The organism is Pantoea sp. 18069 (assembly GCF_902706035.1).
GTDB lineage: Bacteria > Pseudomonadota > Gammaproteobacteria > Burkholderiales > Burkholderiaceae_C > Comamonas.
The window spans coordinates 27,081-44,656 of sequence record NZ_CACSJA010000040.1; the positions used below are offsets into that span (position 1 = coordinate 27,081).

A 17,576-nucleotide genomic window follows, 5' to 3' on the forward strand; every position below is an offset into this window, starting at 1 on the left:
GGCGTCAGCCCAGGGTCAGCACGACCGGCTGGTGGTCCGACGCCTGGGTCTGTGCATCGGTCTGCCAGTCGCGCACGCGCGACTGCAGGCTGTCGCTGACCAGCATGAAGTCGCAGGCCACGGGCTCGGGGCCATAGCGCCGGTCGAACAGCTTGAACGTCGCCGGCTGGGGCTGGTCAGGGTGCAGCAGGCGCCAGCTGTCATGCCACTGGCCGGGCTGCAGCGCGCCCTCCTCGCCCGTCGCCCAGCGCGCGGTCAGCGCCGCGTATTCGGGCTCGTGCGGCTCGAGGTTGAAGTCGCCGCAGAGCACCGCCTGGTGGGTGCGCACCTTGGTCTGGAACGGCGAGCCGTCGCGGCTTTCCTGCGGCGGCGCATCGGCGAGATTGCAGGCCGCGAGGTGCAGGCTGCGCAGCGCCAGCGCCTGGGCCATGCGCTGGCGCTTGGAGTAGTACTCGAGGTGCGTCGTCATCACGCGCACCGCGCCCAGGCGCGCGTCCATCACCGTGACCACGCTGCACATGCGGGGCATGCTGCGCACACCCGCGTCGGCCGGGTACGGCAGCGGGTAATGCTGGACCTGCAGCGCCGGCAGGCGGGTCGCGATCAGATTGCCGAAGCGCTGGCGGCCCGTGGTCGTGAACTCATCGACGGCCGCGCCGAAAAACAGCTGCCAGCCCGGCAGCAGCTTCTGCAACTGCGCGAGCTGGTCGCCGGGACAGCCTTGCAGGCCCGGGTAGTTGACGGCGATTTCCTGCAGGCACAGCACATCGGCATCGGCGAGAGAACGCGCGCGCTCGAGGATGCGTTGCGGGCTGACCAGGCCGTCGAGGCCACAGCACCATTGGGTGTTCCAGCTGAGGATCTTCATGCATCCATTACACCCCAAGGCGCGCACCGTCCAAGCCAGCGAATGCCGTCTGGGCTTCCCGGCACAGGCGCTATTTGATGCCCGCGCGCATGAAGCTCTGCACGAACTGGCGCTGGAACAGCAGGAAGGCGACCAGCAGCGGCGCCGACGTCATCAGCGTCGCGGCGGTGATCGTCGACCATTCGACGCCCTGCTCGACCGAGGAAAACACCTGCAGCCCCACCGTGAGCGGGCGCGATTCAACGCTGTTGGTGATGATCAGCGGCCAGAGAAAATTGTTCCAGTGAAAGCTCACAGAGACCAGAGCGAACGCGGTGTAGACCGGTTTGGCCAGCGGCACATAGACACGCCACAGCGTCTGCAGCGCGCTTGCGCCTTCGACGCGCGCGGCTTCGTCCAGCTCCCTGGGAATGCCCATGAAGGTCTGGCGCAGCAGGAAGATCGCGAACGCCGAGGCAAAGTACGGCAGGCCGATCGCCAGCAGGCTGTCGACCAGGCCCAGCCTGGCCATGGTCTGGTAGTTCTCCACCAGCAGGATGTCGGGCATGATCATCAGCTGCACCAGCACCAGCGCGAACGCCACGTTCTTGCCGCGGAACTCGTAGCGCGCGAACGCGTAGGCGGCCAGCGTGCTGAGCACCAGCTGCGCCGCCAGGATCATGGCCACGAGCAGCGTGGTGTTGAGGAAATAGCGCGCGAACGGCGCGGCCTGCCAGGCATGGCGGAAGTTCTCCAGCGTCCAGGGCGCGGCCAGATCGAAGCGCGTCGAGAACTCGGCCGGGTGGAAGGCCGTCCAGACCGCGTAGACCAGCGGCAGTATCCACAGCAGCGCCAGCAGCCAGGCCGCGACCGTGTCCAGCCACGACACCGTGTACAGCGCCGGGCCCTGGCGCGGCATATCCCTGGCGCCCATGTTCTTTGCGCTCATTTGTAGTGCACCCGCTTGTCCAACACGAAAAACTGCAGCAGCGCGACGCTCGCCAGCACCACCACCAGCACCACGGTGATCGCGGCCGCATAGCCCGCATCCCAGAACTTGAAGCCGACTTCGTAGAGGTGGTAGAGCAGCAGGCTGGTCGCGTTGTCGGGGCCGCCGCGCGTCAGGATGAACACATGGTCGACCAGCCGGAACGCATTCACCACGGCGTTGACCAGCACGAACAGCGTGGTCGGCATCAACAGCGGCCACTGCACGCGCCGAAAGTAATACCAGCGCGACGCGCCCTCGATCGCCGCCGCTTCCTTGAGACTCGGGTTGAGCGTCTGCAGTGCCGCAAGATAGAAGATCATGAAGAAGCCGGCCTCTTTCCAGATCGCGACCAGCGTGATGCAGGCCAGCGCCGTGGACGGGTCGCCCAGCCAGTTGTGCGACGGCAGGCCGAAAGCGCCGGTGATCTGCTCGAGCAGGCCGTACTGCGGCGTGTAGAAGAACAGCCAGATATTGGCCACGGCAATCATCGGCAGCACCGTGGGCGTGAAATACGCCATGCGCAGGAACGCGCGGCCGTGCATGCGCTCGTTGACCCACAGCGCCATCGCCAGCGCCAGGCCTATCGACAGCGGAATGGTCGCGCCCGCGAACCACAGGTTGTTGCGCACCGCCTGCCAGAACACCGGGTCATCGACCATCACCTGGTAGTTTTCCAGCCCCACCCACTGGCCGGGCCGGCTGGCGCGCGGCGTCGAGAAGAAGCTGTCGACCAGCGTGGCCAGCGCCGGCCAGTGCGTGAACGACACCAGCAGCGCCAGGGCCGGCAGCAGCAACAGCCAGGCATGCAGCGCATGCTGGCTGACTGCGGCGCGCGGCGCGGCGGCGCCCCGCGCTATGTTCGTGCCCGCAGCCATGGTCTTACTGGTAGCTGCGCAGCAGGCGATCGGCTTCGCGCTGGGCGTCCTTCAAGGACTGGGCCGAAGTCTTGCTGCCGTTGAGCGCGGCCTGCACGGCGTCGTTGAGCAGCTTGGTCACGCGCTGGTTGTCGTGCGTGGAGAACTCGGCGACCGAGACCGGCAGCTGGTCACGCGCGACCAGGGCCGGCGGGAAATCCTGGCCGTATTTCTTGAGCACCGGCGTCTCGTAGGCCGCGGGCGACACGGCGACATAGCCGGTGTCCATGCTCCACTGCGCCGCGCGCTCGGGCTGGGTCACCCATTTGATGAACTCGAACGCGGCCTGCTGCTGCGCCGGCGTCGACTTCTTGAAGATGTAGAAATTGCCGCCGCCCGTGGGCGAGCCCTTGCGCACATTGCCCGCGATCTGGCCCACGCCGAAGTCGAACTTGGCATTGGCCTTGAGGTTGGTCAGGTTGCCGGTGGTGGTGACGATGATCGCCGCCTTCTGCTCTATGAAATCCTTGGGCGTCGTGCCCCATTCGACCACGCCGCTGGGGTGCACGCCCGTGCGGGCCAGGTTGACCCAGTAGTCGAGCGCCTCGACCACCTTGGGGTCGTCGAACGTGACCTTGGTGCCGGCCTCGTTGGCCAGCAGCACGCCATTGGGCGTGGTCAGCGTCTGCAGCATCCAGTAGGCAAAACCCGTCGACGGAATCTGTATGCCGTACTGCGTGACCTTGCCGCTGGCGTCCTTGCGCGTGAGCTTTTGCGCGGCCTCGCTCAGCTCCTTCCAGCTCTGGGGCGCGCGGTTGGGGTCCAGCCCGGCCTGCTTGAACAAATCCTTGTTGTAGTACATCACCACGGTGGAGCGCTGGAACGGCACGCCCCAGGTCTTGCCGCCGGTCTGGCTGTTGGCCATGAAGGCGGGGTAGAAGCCCTTGAGCCAGGCCTGGTCGGCATCAGTCTTCACGAACTGGTCGATAGGCGCAATCGCGTCTTCGTCGATCAGCGTGAACATGTCGGTCGACAGCAGCACCGACGTTGCGGGCGGCTTGCCCGACTTGTGGGCCGTGAGCGCCTTGACGATGGTTTCCTGGTAGGTGCCCGCATAGATAGGCGTGACCTTGATATTGGGGTTCTGCTTCATGAAATCGGCCGCAAAACCATCGATGGTCTTGGCAATGGCTCCGCCCACGGCCACGGGGTAGTAGAACGGCACTTCCACCGGCGCCTGGGCATGGGCCAGGCCCAGCGAGCCCGCGGCAGCGGCCAGGGCCAGGGTCTGGATGAAGGTCTTGCGATGCATGGTGACTCCTGAAAAAAAGCGATGAACGACGGGGCGCTGCCGCGGCAAGGCCCGCAATCCGAAGAAAGAACTCAAGCGCCGCGTGTGGCCAGGCGCAGGCCCTCGCTGCCGAAGAAATGGGTGTCGGTGTCCTGCCAGGCCAGGCGCACGCGCGCGCCCGTGGGCACCTGCTGTGGGCCCGGCGCGCGCACCGTGAGCACTTCGCTGCCGATCTGGCAGCGCAGCACCAGATCGGCGCCCAGGTATTCCTGGCCGACAACCTGGGCGTCAAAACCGGGCTGCGTATCGGGGACGACCGTAATGGCTTCGGGGCGCAGGCCCATGCAGCGCGCGCTGCCGCCGCCCACGCCCACATCGCTGCCCGCGATCCGGCCATGCTCGAGCACGACCAGGTTCATCGCCGGCGTGCCGATGAAGCGCGCGGCAAAGCGGCTCGCGGGACGCGCATACATTTCGCGCGGTGTCGCGCACTGCTCGACACTGCCCTGGTGCAGCAGCACCACCTGGTCGGCCATGCTCATCGCTTCGGCCTGGTCATGGGTCACATAGACCACCGTCAGGCCCAGGCGCTGCTGCAGCTCGCGCAGTTCGCTGCGCATTTCCTGGCGCAGCTGGGCGTCGAGATTGGAAAGGGGTTCGTCCATCAGGCAGACCTTGGCCTGGGCCACGAGCGCGCGCCCCAGCGCCACGCGCTGCTGCTGGCCGCCCGAGAGTTGCGCGGGCCGTCGGTCAAGCAAGCCGGTCAGGCCCAGCAGCTCGGCGGCTTCGGCCAGGCGGCGCGCGGCTTCGGCCACAGGCACCTTGCGCACCGACAGGCCAAAGCCTATGTTCTGCGCCACCGTGAGATGGGGAAACAAGGCGTAGTTCTGGAACACCATGGCAATGCCGCGCTCGGCGGGTGGCAGGTGGCCGACTTCGCGGCCATCGATGCGCACGCTGCCCGCTGTCGCGGTTTCCAGCCCCGCGATGATGCGCAGCGTGGTCGACTTGCCACAGCCCGAGGGCCCGAGCAGTACGCAGAAAGTTGCCGGTTCGATGCGCAATTGCAGCGCGCGCAGCGCCGTTGTTGCACCCCAGGACTTTGCGACACCATCGAGTTCGATCAAGGACATGAGTGCCAAGTCTAGGCAAGTCATGTGACGGATGGATGTCAATTTTCTAGGTGCTTGCCCTGAAGTCATGCATACCCCTCCCTGCACGCCACGGGGTATGTGACATGCAAGGAGAGCGTTCTGTGACGCCTCAGGGCGCGGGCACGACCTTCACCGGCGCGTTCGGCGCCTCGCCGAACATCTCGGGCGCATACAGCGCCTCGACGCGCGTGGGCGGCAGCGCGAACTCGCCGACATTGCTCAGGCGCACGCGGTAGCGCACCTTGATGCTGCCGCGCGGCAACCACTCGTAGTAGCCGCGCCACGACGAGAAGCTGCGCTCCTCGAACGCAGGCGCGCTGCCTTCGTCACCGCTGTCGGCCCCGCCCTGCCGGGCGATTTCCGAGTCGCGGCCCAGGCCGCTGCCCAGAATCGTCGCGCCCGCGGGAATCGGGTCGGTGATCGCAACCCAGCCCATGTCGGCCGTGGAGGTGACGTCGAGCGTCACGTCGAGCACATCGCCGCGCCGGTAGCTGCCTGCGGGCAGCTGCGAGGGCGTGACGCGCGTGACGGTCTTGCGCACGGTATAGCCGGCGCTGAAGGGCTGGCGCAGCGGCACGGCAGCAACCGATTGCAGGCTCAGCCAGGGCTTGCCCGCGCCTTCGTGGGTGACGGTGAGCGCGCCCGGTGCCCAGGGCAGGAACAGGGAGTTGGCGCCGGCTGCGGACGGTGTGGGCGCGCCCACGGGAGTCGCGCCCAGCGGAACGCCCGCCGCAGGAACGCCCGGCGTACCGCCGGGCGACCCCGCCATGCTGCGCCATTCCTTGACAACGCTCTGCGTGCCCAACTGGGCCAGCGTGCGCCCCGCGACCGGCGTGCTTTCGCGTTCGCGCGAGAAAGCCTGCAGCGCGAGCACGCCCCAGAGGTTGGCGGTGGTCGTGGTCCAGGCGCCGCCGCGCTGGCGCGCGATCAGGCCCTGGGCCAGGCGCGGCACGTCGTCCTGCCACTCGGGCAGCGCCAGCGCCGTGAGCAGCAGGCGCGCGGCATTGCTGTCGCCGCCCTGCATCTGCCACCACCAGTGGTCGTCCTTCTCGGTGCTGAACACCACCTGGCTGCCCTGGAAGGACAGCCGGCTTTGCAGCAGTTGCTTCGCTTCCTGCAGCCGCTGCTCGCGCTGCGCGGCCTCGGGCAGGCGCTGCAGGATCTGCACCCAGTCGATCAGCGCGTGCGTAGGCCACTGCGCGGGCGCGACGCGTATGCTCTCGAGCATGCGCGCCGCGGCGCGGCCATGGCGCGACAGCGCTTCGATGGCCGCGAGCTTGCGCATATCAAGCGCCAGCGCCTGGTCGCTGCGCGGATGGCTCAGCGGGCGTTCGAGCCGGCCTTCGACAAACGCGATCAGCGCGCTTTCCATCTGCATGCGCAGCGCTTCGGGCAGGGCCAGGCGCGGGTCCTGGCGCGCGGCCTCGTGGCTCGCGGCCAGCAGGTAGGCGGTCAGCGTATCGCTGCCGCGGTGCTCGGCACCGGCGCGCGGCGGGAAATATGAGGCCAGCCCGTTTTCATCGAGATAGCTGGGCATCTTGGCGATGACCTGCTGCCACTGCGCGGCATCATTCAGGCCCAGCGCGCGGCTGCTGATCTGCTCCAGGCAGGTGTAGGCATAGCGCAGCCACCAGTCGCGCACGCCGGGCAGGCCGTCGGCCAGCTTGGGCGCGAGCGCCAGGCGCAAGCCGCCGCGCCCGGGCAAGGCATCCGCCGGCGGCGAGACCGGCAGTTGCCATTGGCCGTCGATCTGCACCAGCGTGCCCTGCTGCACCGTCAGCGGCACGGCCGCCTCTATGCGCTGGCGCGTTCGAATCGCGTCGCGCGCGGGCGGCGCGCCCGGCGTCACATCCTCGGCGTCGACTTCCCAGTCCAGGCCCGCAGCCAGGTTCTCCAGCGCGCTGCCGCCCGCGGCATTGACCGGCACCGTGACTTCCCAGGCAACTTCCTGCGATGCACCCGCAGCCAGCGTGATGCGCTGCGCGGCCAAGGTCAGCGGCGCGGCACGCGGCTGCACCTGCACCTGCATGGCGCGCCCGGTGGTGTTGCGCAGCGTGATCTGCGCGCGAAAGCGGTCGCCCTCGCGCACCAGCGGCGGCAGGCCGCTGATGATCTGCAGGTCCTGGGTGCTGCGTATCCTGGTGCGCCCGGTACCGAACAGCTGCGTCCCCGCATCGGCGACGGAGACGATCTCGAACGTGGTCAGCGAATCATTGAGCGGCACCTCGACGCGCGCCTGGCCCTTGGCGTCCAGCACCACGGTGGGTTGCCACAGCAGCACGCTGTCGAACAGTTCGCGCCGCGGGCTGCGCCCGCCGCCACCGCCCGCGGGCACGGCCTTGCGCCCGTAGTGGCGCCGGCCTATGACTTCCATCTGCGCGGTCGCGGTCTGCACGCCCCAGGCGCGGCGCGGCAGCATGGCGTCAAGCAGCTCCCAGCTGCCGTTGGGCATGAGTTCGAGCAGCGCCTGGTCCACGGCCGCGAGCGCGACTTCGGCGCCGGCCGCGGGCTGGCCATTGGGCAGCCTGGCCGTGATGGTGACCTGGGCCTTGCCGCGCACCGGATAGGTTTCGCGGTCGGCGCTGACCTGCACCGCGATGCGGTGCGCGGCGGCGTCGACCTTGAGTTCGGCCATGCCCAGGCGGAACGCGGGCCGGCTCAGGTCGACCAGCGCCGTCGGCGCCGCATATTCGCGGCCCTCGTGCCGGAACGCATTCCACCAGGCACGCGGCGCCTGGTAGCCCCAGGTGAAGAAGCTGTACCAGGGCACTTCGCGCAGGCGCCCGCGCAGCGCCAGCACGCTCACATAGACGTTGGGCCCCCAGCCCTCCTCGATCTTCAGCTCCACCGTCGGATTCTCGCCTTCGAGCTGCACCACGCGCGTGCTCAGAATGCCTTCGCGCTCCACGGCCACCAGCGCGGTCGCATGGCGAAACGGCATGCGCACCTGCAGGCGCGCGGTCTCGCCGGGCGCGTAGCTGCGCTGCTCGGGCAGCAGCTCCATGCGGTCATGGTCCTCGCCGCCAAACCACAGCTCGCCCTGGCCCGTGACCCAGACCGAGGTCGCGGCCTGGACTTCATGGCCCGCGCTGTCGCTGGCCGTGACCACCAGTTCGATCTCGCCCGCCTGGGCGATCTTCGCCGTGCAGCGCAGCCGCCCCTGGGCATCGCTCTTGCCCGAGCACACCGTGCCCAGGTCCTTGAGCGTGGTCTGGTTGTCGTAGCTGTAGAAGCCCCCGACCAGGCGCTTGCGGCTGCTGGTCGTGATGCGCGCCAGCGCCTGCACCTTGAGCGGCACGCCGGCCTGGGGCTTGCCGCCCAGCCCCAGCGCCAGCGCCTGGAACTGCATGTCACGTGCCGTGGAGACCCAGTTCTCGGCCTGTATGCCCGCGACCACGGCCGCGGGCCACAGGGTCTGCGTGCTGCGCAGCGTCTGCACTTCGCCGCTCGGGTCGGCATAGGTGGCTTCGATCAGCAGCTCGCGCGCCTGGCTGCCACGCGGCAGCGAGGGGAGTTCGACCTGGCCCGCGCCCTGGCGGTCCAGCACCAGCGCCAGCGCATCGGCGATCACGCGCGTGTCCTGGGCCGCCGTGGCTTCCTCGTCGTCGCTTTGCGCGCCGTCAGCCGCCGTGCGCGGCGGGTTGAAACGGAAATCGTCATAGCCGGGGAACGACGGCGAATGCGCGCGCACCAGCGCCGAGACGCGCACCGGCAGGCCATCGGCCGGACCGCCCGCAAGGTAGTTGAGCTGCACCTGCACGGGCAGCTTCTCGGCGCGCACCAGCGGCTTGGCATCGGAGGGTCCGACCCGGCCTTCGAACACCGGCAGGCGGAACTCCTCGACGCGGAACGCGCCGCTGGTCAGCGCACGAAACGACGAGGAATCCTGCGGCTCGCGCAGCTCGACTTCGTACTCGCCGAGCTTGGCGCCCGCGGGCACGGGAAACCGGCTTTCGGCACTGAGCCCGCCGCTGCCGGTATCGCGCCAGTGGAGCGGCTGGCGAAAGCTCTGGCCGCTGCCCAGATGGGTGATGCGCAGCTCGCCGGGGCGCTGCGCGGGCAGCACCAGGCCGGCGCCGTTCTGCTGGCGCAGGAAATGCTTCATGGCCAGCGTTTCGCCGGCGCGCAGCAGCGTGCGGTCGAACACCGTGTGCGCCAGCATGTCGGCGCGCGCGCTGTTGCTGGTCGGCACATTGAAGCGCCAGGGCTCGATGCCGCGCTGCCAGTCGCTCCAGGCGAAGGCCAGTTCGGGGCCGGCCGAAGTCTGGGCGCGCGCGCTGACGAAATAGGCGGCATTGCGGTAGCCGTCGCCGCGGCACTGGGGCGGCTGGGGCGACAGGTCGGTGAACTGCGCCAGGCCCTGGGCATTGGTCACGGCCGAGGCCAGCACGTCGCCATTGCAGCTCGACACCTGTACCCTGGCGCCGGCCACGACCTGGCCCTTGTCGAGCGTGGTCACCCAGGCCGCGGAGTTCTCGCGGCCGAGCTTGAAATGCACGGCCAGATTGGTCACCAGCGCCGAGCTGCGCACATACATGCTGCGCTGCGCGCCATAGCGCGCGTCGAGCAGCGCCGTGCCCAGCAGCGGCGAGGCGATCTCGACCACATGAAAGCCCGGGCTCAAGGGAATGCCCACGACTTCGAACGGCCGCGGGTCGCCCGCAACGGCTGCGGGCAGCGCCATGGACGAGACACGCGACTGGCCCGCGAGCAGCGACAGCATGCGCGTCTGCACGCTCTGGCGGTCGTCGCGGTCTATCACCGGCGGCAGCGGCCCATGCACGTCGCGGCTGGCCTGGGCGCGCGTGACCTGGCCGCGGTCATAGTTCTGCAGCTTGCGCAGCCAGGCAATGATGTCGGCATCGGTGCGCGGCTCGAGCAGGCTGACCTGGCCCGCGGGTTGCAGTTGCTGGCCCTGCAGCGCGGCCTCGACCTTGCGCACCGTCACGGGCAGCAGCGCCGGGCCCTCGGGGCCTTCGGCAAAGCGCTCGACGATGCCGAACGGCGACGCCGCGAACTTGACCAGCGGCGGCATGTCGCCCGTGGCCACCGTGAGCGGAAAGGCCGCGGCATTGCGCAGCGTGCGCCCGGCCGCATCCTTGAAATCCTGGGGCAGCTGCAGCTGGTAGCTGGTCTGCGCGGACAGGCCTTCGAAGCGCAGGCCGTCGACCAGCCCCTGCGGGTCGGGACGCACGGCCGGGTCGTCGCCGTCGCCCAGCACCGGCTTGAGCGTCGCGCCGCCGCCCTGCAGCCGCACGGCTTCGGCCAGCGCGCGCGGCACGGGCGCATTGAACGACAGCCGCATGGGCCGTATCGGCAGGCAGGCGGCCTGCGCATTCTCGCGCTCGCAGCGCAGCTCGGCGGAAAAAGGCTCGCGCACGTTGTACGCGAACTCCTGCGCGCTGCGCGTGGCAACGCCGCTGGGCGTGGCAACGCCGCTGCCCAGCACCAGCCGCAGCTTGGCGCCAGGCGTGAGCGTGCGATTGCAGGCCAGCGTCGCGATCTGCTGCGGCGCGCCCGCGCCCGCCTGGCTCCAGTCACGCATCTTGAGCAACGCTGCACGTTCATCGCCGTCTATCCAGCGCAGGGGAATGCGCTCGCCCAGGCCTTCGAGCGCGCAATAGCCGTGGGCCAGCAGCGTCTCGCGCGCCACCGGGCCATTGAAACGCAGCACGAAGAACTGCGCTTCATCGGCCGCTTCATAGGTCGGCGGCAGGATGGACACCACCTGCGGTCCGCCAGTGCTGAACTGGTAGCGCATGGCTCCCGTCAGCACCTGGCCCGCGGGCGACTTCCACCCGGCCTGCAGCTGGGCCGTGCAGCGCACGCCCGGCGGCAGCGGCCGCGTGAAATCAAACACCCATTCGCGCTCGCTGGTCCAGCGGCCCGTGCCGGCCGCGGCCTGGGGCTCGCTGCACGACAGCTGCAGCGGCGCCGCAGCCTTGGGGTCGCCAAAGCGCACGGCCGCGCTGTCGAACTGCACGCGCACCTGCTGCACCTTACCGACTTCCCCCTGGGGACTGAATTGCCCCACCGTCAGCGCCAGCGCATTGCCGGCCCACAGCGCCAGCAAGGCGCCCGTCCATTGATTCATTCCCACGAGTATTCCCTCTCAAGCCGGCTGGGCCGATGGAGCATAGGCATGCGCGGTGGCGCCCGGACAAAACATGACGATCCCCGTCCATCGTCGCTGGACGACACATATTCACACGCCGGAGCTTAGCGCTTTGTCGGCTTTTCTCCCACGCGTCCGACGGAACCCGGGAATGCCGGAAGTTACCCAACAAGACCCGCCGTGCCCTGCCTGGCGGCAGATGTTGCCCCGCCCTACCCAAGCAATCGACATGCACATAGATTTATCGCATATCAGCCCGCGCCGGCTTGAACGCATTGCCCAGGCCGAATCTGTCGACGCCGCAGCAAGCATGGGCCTTCTCGACAGCCTGATCGACAAGGTCTTCCGTGGCGGCGCCAAGGAAGCGGCCATCCGCGCGCTGTATGCCGCCATCAACCGTCCGCCAGACGATGACGGACCGGGTGGAACCGCGCAACAAATGCAGGATTTCCAGAACCTGCGCAGCCTCATGTTGCCCGAGCACCGGGAAAGGCTCACGCTGGAGGTGGTCGAGAACGCCGATGAGACCTGGGACTACGCCATGCGCCTCGACGGCCATCTGCTGCAGGAGCGCAAGGGCATGCAGGAAGAAGCCGAAATCGCCGAGCTGAAGCACACGCGCAACGCCATCGCGGTCGATGACTATCTCTGCAAGCTGCAGAACCATTCCCCGACGGCGGCCAGTCTGGTCCACCGCAGCGACCGCTTTCTCATCGAGCAGGGCAAGACGGGGGACTGCTACGCGCTGGCCACGATGATGGGCATCATGAGCAACCCGGCCATGCAGAAAAGGATAGAGGGCATGGCCGAGATCACGCCAGACCATCAGCTGCGGCTGAAATTCGAGGTGCGGCCGACCGCCTTCAACATCCGCGACATCCACCTGCAGGACCTGAACGGAGACCTCGAGCTCGATCAGGAAACCTTGGCCACCATCTGCGCGGATGACGCCGAATTGGCCTTCATGCGCGACAAAGGCTATGACCTGTCCCTGGAAAACGGCGTTCTGCAGGTGGATATCCGTGAAGACAAGCTCCAGCAAATCATTGGCGAAACCCGCTCGGCCCATACCAACTCGCTGATTGTCAATATCCTCGAGCATTTCTCCGGAAACCTGCTGCTGCGCCTGGACAAGGTCGCCGAGGAAAAAGCGTTTGTACAGCTGGAGAAGGGCGGCGCGGCGGGCTCCGAATTCACGCTGATCGGCCACGCCAGGGAACGCCACAGCGGCCTGCGCTCCGACCGGGACTCCCTCATCGCCCACAAGGACAGAGCGGGCAACTATGACCCGCTGATCGCCAACCTGCTGGGATATGCGGGAGGGGCCTTCTCGATCCGCCCCGACAATGTTCACGAGCTTGCGCTGCAGTTGAAGGCATTCGACCGCAGCGAGCGCTGCCTCGCCTCAGGCGGTGCCAATGGTTTCGTCTATGTGGGCATGAAATACGGCAGGCCTGATGCGCACGGCCAGATCCACAGCCAGCATGCACTGCTGCTGCAGCAGATCGAATACAACGTGGAGAAACAGCCCGTCGGCGTGTATCTGCAAAACCCTTGGGGCAATCGCCGGGAGCCCGAATACTTCAGCCTTGACGACCTGATTGGACGCAACGTCAGTTTCGCCCAATACCATCCGGTGGATTCCTAGCGGCGCCTACTGCGGCTGGTAGCCGCTCTTGCGGATGATGGTCGTCCAGGCGCGCGTATAGGCCTGCTCGCGCTGCGCGAGCTGCTGCGGCGCCATGTGGCCTACGGTCAATCCCAGCGCCACCAGCTGCTCGCGCACCTCCGGCAGCTGCAGCACCTTGGCGGTGGCCGCCGAGAAGCGCTCGATGAAGGCCGCGGGCGTACCCCTGGGCGCGTAGATGCCGTAGTACGGCAGGTCTTCGTAGCCCTTGACGCCCTGCTCGCCCAGCGTGGGAACGTCGGGCATGGACGCCTGGCGCCGGTCGCCCAGCACCGCGATCACGCGCATCTTGCCCGCGCGCTGGTGCTCGATGAAGTCCTGCACGGCGGCGATGCCCGCTGGGATCTGGTTGCCCAGCATGTCGGCCAGCATGGGCGCGCTGCCGCGATACGGCGCGGCCACCAGGTCCAGCTCGAAGCGCTCCGACAGCTGCTTGACGAGAAACTCCGGCGTCGATGCGGGCGCGGGAATGCCCACGGCGCTCTTGCCGCCATTCTGGCGCACCCATTGCACATACTCGGCGAGGTTCTTCACCGGCGTCTGGCTGGACACCGCCAGCGCATTCACGAAAGTGCCCACCCCCACCACGGGCACGAAATCCTGGGCCGGATCGAAACCCGGCTTCTTCACGACCTGCGGCAGGATGGAGATTGTGTGGTCATGCGTCAGGAACAGCGTGTGGCCGTCGGCCGCGGCCGCCTTGAGCAACTGCGCGGCAATCTGCCCGCCCGCACCCGGGCGGTTGTCGACCAGCACCGTGGTGCCCAGCGCGTCGCGCAGCTTTTCAGCCAGCAGGCGCGCGATCGCGTCCGTGCCCCCGCCCGGCGGAAAGCCCACGAGGATGCGTATGGGCTGCGGATCCGCCGCATGGGCGGCGCCCGTATGCACGGCGCCCCATGCCGCGACGGACGACACCACGGCGGCATGGGACAGAAGACGGCGACGCGAGAGGTGCATGAACGATCACTCCAGTGGAATCAAAAGGACGGCAGCGCAGCCCCGGTGCCGCGCTGCCCGGGGCGGCGCTTACGCCAGGCGTGCCTTGTGGCGCGCGAGCTGGGCGCGCACCTGCGCGGGCGCCGTGCCGCCCAGCGTATTGCGTGCGTTGAGCGAGCCGCGCAGGCTCAGGCACTCGAACACGTCCTGCTCGATCTGCGGGTGAAAGCCCTGCAGCGTGGCCAGCGGCAGCTCCGACAGGTCCACGCCTTCGGCGATCGCGGCCTTGACGGCGTGCGCGACGGTTTCGTGCGCATCGCGAAACGGCAGGCCCTTCTTGACCAGGTAGTCGGCCAGGTCGGTCGCCGTCGCATAGCCCTTGAGCGCCGCGCGTTCCATGGCTTCGGCGTTGACGCCTATGCCGCCTTCCTTGACGCCCGTGGCCGGGTTGAGCTGGCCGCCGACCATTTCACTGAAGATGCGCAGCGTGTCCTTGAGCGTGTCGACGGTGTCGAACAGCGGCTCCTTGTCTTCCTGGTTGTCCTTGTTGTAGGCCAGGGGCTGGCCTTTCATCAGCGTGATCAGGCCCATCAGGTGGCCGACCACGCGGCCGGTCTTGCCGCGCGCGAGTTCGGGCACGTCGGGGTTCTTCTTCTGCGGCATGATCGACGAGCCCGTGGTGAAGCGGTCGGCGATCTTGATGAAGCCGAAGTTCTGGCTCATCCAGAGGATCAGTTCTTCCGAGAAGCGGCTGATGTGCACCATGCACAGCGCGGCCGCGGCGCTGAACTCGATCGCGAAGTCACGGTCGCTCACGGCGTCCAGGCTGTTCTGGCACACGCCTTCCATGCCCAGCGTGCGCGCCACGCGTTCGCGGTCCAGCGGGTAGGTGGTGCCGGCCAGCGCGGCCGAGCCCAGCGGCAGCACGTTGACGCGGCGGCGCACGTCGGCCATGCGCTCGGCGTCGCGCTGGAACATCTCGACATAGGCCAGCAGGTGGTGGCCGAAGCTCACGGGCTGGGCCACCTGCAGGTGGGTGAAGCCCGGCAGGATCACGTCGACATGGCGCTCGGCGGTCTCGACCAGCGACTGCTGCAGCTCGCCCAGCAGGCCGCTGATCACGTCGATCTCGCCGCGCAGCCACAGGCGCACGTCGGTCGCGACCTGGTCGTTGCGGCTGCGGCCGGTGTGCAGGCGCTTGCCCGCGTCGCCCACCAGTTGCGTCAGGCGCGCTTCGATGTTCAGGTGCACGTCCTCGAGATCGAGCTTCCAGTCAAAGCCGCCGGCCTCGATTTCGGCCGTGATCTGGGCCATGCCCTTTTCGATGGACGCATGGTCTTCGGCAGAAATGATGCCCTGGGCGGACAGCATTTCGGCATGCGCCAGGCTGCCCATGATGTCGGCCTGCCACAGGCGCTTGTCGAAGAACACGCTCGAGGTATAGCGCTTGACGAGGTCGCTCATGGGCTCGGAGAACAGCGCCGACCATGCCTGGGCCTTGGTATCGAGCTGGTTGTGGGAAGGTTGCGTGGTGGAGCTGTTGGACATGGAGGGGCAATAATCAGAGGGTTCATGACACCCGGAAGAACCGGATGCCGCAATGCAAGATATGCAAATTTTATCGACCCCGCCCGGTTCCGACGAATCCGGTCCTCTACTAGCCCCCACGGCCGGTGCGGCGCAGCGCATTCTGGTGTTCGATGCCTGCCATGTCGGCGTGGTGCTGCGGGCCGTGCTGTTCGTGCAGGGCGTGGTCGCCACGGCCGCGCTTTTCGGCGCGGCCAGCGCGCTCGAATGGCTGGCACGCATGGCGCTGATCACCAGCGGCACGCTGCCCGCAACGCTGCTGTGGCTGGTCCTGGCCTGCGGCCTCAAGCGCCTGCTGCAGCGCCTGCCGGTGCCGGCCCAGTACGCGGCCGGCATGGGGCTGGGCGCACTGTGCGGCGTCTATGCCTGCGCGATGCTGTGGCTTGTCGCCGATGCGCCGACCTCGCCCTGGCTGGCCAGCGCCGCGAGCGGCGCGCTGCTGTCGGCCTTGCTCGTCACGGCGCTTCAGCTGCGCGCCCGCGCGCGCGCGCCGGCCGCGACCACGGCGCGGCTGGCCGAACTGCAGTCGCGCATACGCCCGCATTTCCTGTTCAACACACTCAACAGCGCGATCGCGCTGGTACGCGCCGAGCCCGCCCAGGCCGAAGCCCTGCTCGAAGACTTGAGCGACCTGTTCCGCTGCGCGCTGGCCGAACCCCATGGCAGCACCACGCTGGACGAGGAAATCGCATTGGCCCGGCGTTATCTCGCCATCGAGCAGGTGCGCTTCGGCGCGCGGCTGCGCGCGCACTGGCAGCTCGACCCCGCTGCGGGCAGCGCGCGGCTGCCGCCGCTGCTGCTGCAGCCGCTGGTGGAGAACGCGATACGCCACGGCATAGAGCCCGGCGCCGACGGCGGCAGCCTGACGCTCACCACCCGGCTGCGCCACGGCCGCGTCGAAATCACCATCGTCAACAGCTTGCCACCGGCCTCGGCCGCGTCTACCCACGGCCATGGCATGGCACTGCGCAACGTGCGCGAGCGCCTGTCGCTGCTGCACGACCTGCAGGCCGACTTCAGCGCCGGCAGCCACCAGGGCGGCTACCGCGTGCGCATCACGCTGCCGCTGGAGGGCACTGCATGAGCCGCCCCTTGCACATCCTGCTGGTCGACGACGAAGCGCTGGCGCGCAGCCGGCTGCAGACGCTGCTGGCCGATGCCACGCACAGCGACCCCACCCTGCCGCCGCTGGTCGTGCACCAAGCCACGGGCAGCGCCCAGGCCTGGGCGCTGCTGCAGGCCGCGCCGATCGAACTGATCTTGCTCGACATCCATATGCCGGGCCAGGACGGGCTGTCGCTGGCCGCAGGCCTGCGCAGCCTTGCGCAGCCGCCGGCGCTGGTGTTCGTCACGGCCCACAGCCTGCATGCGGTCAACGCTTTCGAGCTCGATGCGCTCGACTACCTGACCAAGCCCGTGCGGCTCGCGCGGCTGCAGCAGACACTGGCCAAGCTGCTGCGCCAGCGCGCGCCCGCCCCGCCGCAGAGCACCGGCGCGCTGCTGATCCAGGACCGCGGCCGCACCGAGCGCGTGCCGCTGGACGAAGTGATCTACTTCAAGGCCGAACTCAAATACGTGACGGTGCGCACGGCCGAACACAGCTACATCCTCGACAGCGCGCTCAATGAGCTCGAAGCGCGCCATGCCGTGCAGTTTCTGCGCATACACCGCAACGCCCTGGTCGCGCGCCGCGCGCTGCGCACGCTGGAGAAACACCACGACCCCGAGGAAGGCGAAGGCTGGGCCGTGCGCCTGCAAGGCATCGCCGAGCCGCTCGCGGTCTCGCGCCGCCAGCTGCCCGCGGTGCGCGCGGCGCTGCGCAGTCACGAAGACCCGTCAATTACCCCGCCCTAAAAGACGGGGCTTGGAACTGAAAGGCATCAAGCCAGATTGACCAGGGAAAGCGGTACCCAACCCGCTGCGTCGATAACAGGTCGTTCAGACGCACCAGCGAATGCTTCCTCAGTTCGCTGCTCTGCAAGGTCCGGATCATGCAGGACAAAGGTAAAGGTCCGAAGGTCTGGATCGCAGCCCGCAAGGGCTGGAGCCGGTTGTCGACATTCCCGAGGGGAGCTGGTTCGTGAGAAATCACGCGCCCCGTCACCAGGCCCGTA

12 protein-coding genes are annotated in these 17,576 nt (G+C 68.2%); 3 read left to right on the forward strand and 9 right to left on the reverse strand.

Annotated features, from left to right (window positions below; translation table 11 throughout):
• Window positions 1–4: 4 nt before the first annotated feature.
• From GVL12_RS22255 to GVL12_RS22280, 6 genes are all read right to left on the reverse strand, one after another.
• Window positions 5–868, reverse strand: a complete 864-nt coding sequence (locus GVL12_RS22255) for an endonuclease/exonuclease/phosphatase family protein (protein ID WP_159917752.1) — start codon at window positions 866–868, stop codon at window positions 5–7.
• Window positions 869–938: 70 nt separating this feature from the next.
• On the reverse strand, window positions 939–1,766 hold the full coding sequence (locus GVL12_RS22260; protein ID WP_159917761.1) for a carbohydrate ABC transporter permease: 828 nt from the start codon (window positions 1,764–1,766) through the stop codon (window positions 939–941).
• Window positions 1,767–1,792: 26 nt separating this feature from the next.
• Window positions 1,793–2,713 carry a carbohydrate ABC transporter permease gene (locus GVL12_RS22265; protein ID WP_159917753.1) on the reverse strand — a complete coding sequence of 307 codons (921 nt, stop codon included), beginning with the start codon at window positions 2,711–2,713 and terminating at the stop codon, window positions 1,793–1,795.
• A 4-nt stretch (window positions 2,714–2,717) separates the two neighbouring features.
• Complete coding sequence (locus GVL12_RS22270; RefSeq protein WP_159917754.1) at window positions 2,718–4,004, reverse strand: ABC transporter substrate-binding protein; 1,287 nt, start codon at window positions 4,002–4,004, stop codon at window positions 2,718–2,720.
• Window positions 4,005–4,075: 71 nt separating this feature from the next.
• Window positions 4,076–5,116 (reverse strand): ABC transporter ATP-binding protein, encoded by a 1,041-nt coding sequence (locus tag GVL12_RS22275; RefSeq protein WP_159917755.1) that lies wholly within the window; start codon window positions 5,114–5,116, stop codon window positions 4,076–4,078.
• A 130-nt stretch (window positions 5,117–5,246) separates the two neighbouring features.
• On the reverse strand, window positions 5,247–11,231 hold the full coding sequence (locus GVL12_RS22280; protein WP_159917762.1) for an alpha-2-macroglobulin: 5,985 nt from the start codon (window positions 11,229–11,231) through the stop codon (window positions 5,247–5,249).
• 172 nt (window positions 11,232–11,403) lie between these two features.
• Between GVL12_RS22280 and GVL12_RS22285 the strand changes: the two genes are divergently transcribed.
• Complete coding sequence (locus GVL12_RS22285; protein ID WP_159917756.1) at window positions 11,404–12,900, forward strand: hypothetical protein; 1,497 nt, start codon at window positions 11,404–11,406, stop codon at window positions 12,898–12,900.
• 6 nt (window positions 12,901–12,906) lie between these two features.
• Here the strand turns inward: GVL12_RS22285 and GVL12_RS22290 are convergent, their stop codons facing one another.
• Window positions 12,907–13,896, reverse strand: a complete 990-nt coding sequence (locus GVL12_RS22290) for a Bug family tripartite tricarboxylate transporter substrate binding protein (protein WP_159917757.1) — start codon at window positions 13,894–13,896, stop codon at window positions 12,907–12,909.
• 69 nt (window positions 13,897–13,965) lie between these two features.
• Window positions 13,966–15,423 (reverse strand): argininosuccinate lyase, encoded by a 1,458-nt coding sequence (gene argH, locus GVL12_RS22295; protein ID WP_159917758.1) that lies wholly within the window; start codon window positions 15,421–15,423, stop codon window positions 13,966–13,968.
• A gap of 52 nt (window positions 15,424–15,475) precedes the next feature.
• Here argH and GVL12_RS22300 point away from each other — a divergent pair, with 52 nt between their 5' ends.
• Together GVL12_RS22300 and GVL12_RS22305 are read left to right on the forward strand one after the other, a co-directional pair.
• Window positions 15,476–16,546, forward strand: a complete 1,071-nt coding sequence (locus tag GVL12_RS22300) for a sensor histidine kinase (protein WP_159917759.1) — start codon at window positions 15,476–15,478, stop codon at window positions 16,544–16,546.
• Window positions 16,543–17,316: a LytTR family DNA-binding domain-containing protein gene (locus GVL12_RS22305; RefSeq protein ID WP_200844005.1), complete on the forward strand. Its 774-nt coding sequence runs from the start codon at window positions 16,543–16,545 to the stop codon at window positions 17,314–17,316. Before GVL12_RS22300 ends, GVL12_RS22305 begins: the two co-directional genes overlap by 4 nt.
• Here GVL12_RS22305 and GVL12_RS26740 read toward each other — a convergent pair.
• Window positions 17,303–17,576: hypothetical protein (locus tag GVL12_RS26740; protein WP_235033950.1), on the reverse strand; the 274-nt coding region annotated here is incomplete at its 5' end. The two genes, GVL12_RS22305 and GVL12_RS26740, sit on opposite strands and share 14 nt — an antisense overlap.

Coding starts and splice junctions, on each gene's coding strand:
- GVL12_RS22255 (WP_159917752.1), bottom strand. CDS start 868: ATGAAGATCCTCAGCTGGAACACCCAATGGTGCTGTGGCCTCGACGGC.
- GVL12_RS22260 (WP_159917761.1), bottom strand. CDS start 1,766: ATGCCGCGCCAGGGCCCGGCGCTGTACACGGTGTCGTGGCTGGACACG.
- GVL12_RS22265 (WP_159917753.1), bottom strand. CDS start 2,713: ATGGCTGCGGGCACGAACATAGCGCGGGGCGCCGCCGCGCCGCGCGCC.
- GVL12_RS22270 (WP_159917754.1), bottom strand. CDS start 4,004: ATGCATCGCAAGACCTTCATCCAGACCCTGGCCCTGGCCGCTGCCGCG.
- GVL12_RS22275 (WP_159917755.1), bottom strand. CDS start 5,116: ATGTCCTTGATCGAACTCGATGGTGTCGCAAAGTCCTGGGGTGCAACA.
- GVL12_RS22280 (WP_159917762.1), bottom strand. CDS start 11,231: ATGAATCAATGGACGGGCGCCTTGCTGGCGCTGTGGGCCGGCAATGCG.
- GVL12_RS22285 (WP_159917756.1), top strand. CDS start 11,404: ATGCCGGAAGTTACCCAACAAGACCCGCCGTGCCCTGCCTGGCGGCAG.
- GVL12_RS22290 (WP_159917757.1), bottom strand. CDS start 13,896: ATGCACCTCTCGCGTCGCCGTCTTCTGTCCCATGCCGCCGTGGTGTCG.
- argH (WP_159917758.1), bottom strand. CDS start 15,423: ATGTCCAACAGCTCCACCACGCAACCTTCCCACAACCAGCTCGATACC.
- GVL12_RS22300 (WP_159917759.1), top strand. CDS start 15,476: ATGCAAGATATGCAAATTTTATCGACCCCGCCCGGTTCCGACGAATCC.
- GVL12_RS22305 (WP_200844005.1), top strand. CDS start 16,543: ATGAGCCGCCCCTTGCACATCCTGCTGGTCGACGACGAAGCGCTGGCG.